The organism is Bradyrhizobium sp. P2_E8 (genome assembly GCF_056403875.1).
Window position 1 is genome coordinate 1 of sequence record NZ_JBFUES010001077.1, and the last position, 2,362, is coordinate 2,362.

3 protein-coding genes are annotated in these 2,362 nt (G+C 61.4%); 2 read left to right on the top strand and 1 reads right to left on the bottom strand.

Annotated elements, in window-relative coordinates; translation table 11 throughout:
• Nucleotides 1–159: 159 nt before the first annotated feature.
• The gene (locus AC1D00_RS36840) at nucleotides 160–621 is read right to left on the bottom strand and encodes a GbsR/MarR family transcriptional regulator (protein ID WP_477014051.1); all 462 of its coding nucleotides are present in this window, start codon (nucleotides 619–621) and stop codon (nucleotides 160–162) included.
• Between the two features lie 149 nt (nucleotides 622–770).
• Here AC1D00_RS36840 and AC1D00_RS36845 point away from each other — a divergent pair, with 149 nt between their 5' ends.
• Entirely contained in the window at nucleotides 771–1,511 is a 741-nt protein-coding gene (locus tag AC1D00_RS36845; RefSeq protein WP_477014052.1) for an SGNH/GDSL hydrolase family protein, read from the top strand.
• 123 nt (nucleotides 1,512–1,634) lie between these two features.
• A complete protein-coding gene (locus AC1D00_RS36850) occupies nucleotides 1,635–2,018 on the top strand; it encodes a VOC family protein (protein ID WP_477014053.1) in 384 nt (127 codons plus the stop codon).
• The last annotated feature ends 344 nt before the right edge of the window (nucleotides 2,019–2,362 follow it).

Below are 2,362 nucleotides of genomic sequence, written 5' to 3' on the forward strand. Positions count from 1 at the left end.
GGTGTAGTCCGTCGTGCCTGCAGCACCAAAGATGATCGCGCCCATGAAGGCGAACCAGACGATCGTTTGGACGATGAGATTTAGTACGAGACCCATCTTTCTGCCTTTCCCGTCGAAGGTTCGGATTCTTCCGCACGGTCAGCGCCGCTGCGGGATTCCTCATTGCCGTCGTCGGCCGCGCGTCCAGCGGCTGATGGCGTCCTCCATGGCGCCGCGCATGACCCGATAGAAGTCGGCCATCTCCCTGAGACGCGCGCTTGCCGCCTTGGACGCAGCTATTTCAGCCCCGGCGTTCAACTGCCCGGCCAACGCGTCGAGCAGACGATTCTGCTGCCGGACCATGACTTCGTAGTCGTCTGCTACGGCATAAAGCGCGCGTTTTGTCCCAGGTTCGCTATGGCGGCGCGCCAGCGTGTAACTCTCTAACAGTCGAGCGGCGACGCTTGCGCTGCTCTTGCTGATCTCGAGGTCTTCGGTGATCTGATCGAGGCTGGCGGGGCGAGGGCAGAGAAGCAAATAGCCATAGAGACGGGCGGCGACCGGCGGTACGCCCCAGGGCGTGAGCAGCCGTGCCACGTCCTCTGTGAACCGCTGCTCGTCCCTGCCGGTTTTGTTTGACATATTCGGCATATCCCGAATATATAGAATTAAAGGCCGGCTGCAAGTGTCAAGCGGGGGCTCATGCCTCCCTGTCAGTGTGCTGCTGCCAGTGTTTTGCAGGATCGGCATCATGTCGCCGGCGTTCACGCTTCGGCGGGAGCCATAGCACCATGACGGTCGTCGAGCAGAAAACCGTGGCGTGCCTCGGATCGAGCAGCACGGCAGGCAAAGGGCAGGCCTTCGACTGGATCGCCGAGCTGCGCGCCCGCCCGCGCAATGCGCAAGTCAAATTCGAGAACTTCGGTGTCGGTGGTGACCTGGCCTACAATGCGCTCAAGCGATCGCCTGCGGTGCTTGCCTGTCGTCCCAGCAAGGTCGTCGTCTGGGTTGGTGGCAACGATGTCCTCGCCCTCGTGTCAAGGCGGGCGCGGCGCTTCTTCTCGATTTCAAAGCACCTTCCATGCGCCCCGTCGCCTGGCTGGTTCCGCGAGAACCTCACCGAACTGGCCCGCAGGCTGAAGAGCGATGCGGCTGCAGATATCGGGCTTTGCTCACTCTGCCCGATCGGCGAGAACCTGGATTCGCAGGACCCGTTCCAGAAGGAGCYCAACCGCCGGGTCAAGGAATATTCCGATATCGTGGCTGCCGTCGCAGATGAGGAGAACTGCCGCTACATTGAACTCTATGAAGCGATCGCGGAGGAGCTTCGCGCTTCACCCGGTCAGGCATTCACGTCATTCAGTTTTTTGCCATTCTATCGTGACGCGTTCCGTGTGCTCGTGCTKCGGCGAAGCCTCGACGAGGTCGCGCGCATGAATGGATGGCGTTTCCATACCGATGGCGTGCACCTCAACAGCCGCGCGGGACGGATCGTGGCGGATCGTATTCAAGAGTTCATCGACGCCTGCTAAGGTGATCCTCGCCTCTATTCGCGCCGTCGCCGTAGCCGCGCCAACTTCATGTGCGATGTCGAAGCGAGGTCACCAGCGAGGCACAAGGTGCAATCATTGCATGATATTCAACGGAGCAGCGCCATGGACGAGCGGCGGACATCGAGCGTAGTCGCAATCATTCCCTGCAACGACCTTGATGCAGCGGAACGGTGGTGGAACAGGCTCGGCTTCTTCAGGCCGGTCGCTCAAGGCTACGAAGAATATCGGATGCTGTCGGATGGTGTTGGTGGCGAGGTGCACCTGCAGCAGGCGGTGGAAGGCTGGCTCACTCCGGGGAGCAACCCGTTCGGCGTCTACGTCTACACGCCCCGGGTCCGAGGCCTGGCTGCGGCGATGAGCCCGGAGATCGCCGAGCCGAGCCGCGTGGCCGAGCACAAGCCGTGGGGCATGTATGAATTCGCGCTCAATGGCCCCGACGACCTGCTCGTCCGCGTGGGCTGGCCGAGCCGGCTGATGACGGAGTAGGTCTGGCGCTGGCGCAAGCCTCTTCGGCGCTTGATTGTCGCTCCTTGTGAAGCATCTCACACGCACGTTCACACTGTGGACGACGACGAACACCTGCGGCAGGGCCCGGATCCGCTGTTAAATTAAGTATTGACTTATATAAGTCGATACCGATATTCATCGGCGTGAAACGACAGGGAGAACCGGGATGGAGATTGACGTTGTCAGGGTGTTGGGGCTCGCCACGCGTTCGGTGCGCAATTTCGAGAAGGACGGGAGAGCGGCCAGCGCGGTCACGTTGACGCGGCTCTACGACACGAGCGTCGATGATCTCTGGGACGCGCTGACGAGCAGGGAGCGCATCC

What these genes read in the sequence shown, in the direction of transcription:
- AC1D00_RS36840 (WP_477014051.1), bottom strand. Translation starts at nt 621, where the DNA reads ATGTCAAACAAAACCGGCAGGGACGAGCAGCGGTTCACAGAGGACGTG.
- AC1D00_RS36850 (WP_477014053.1), top strand. Translation starts at nt 1,635, where the DNA reads ATGGACGAGCGGCGGACATCGAGCGTAGTCGCAATCATTCCCTGCAAC.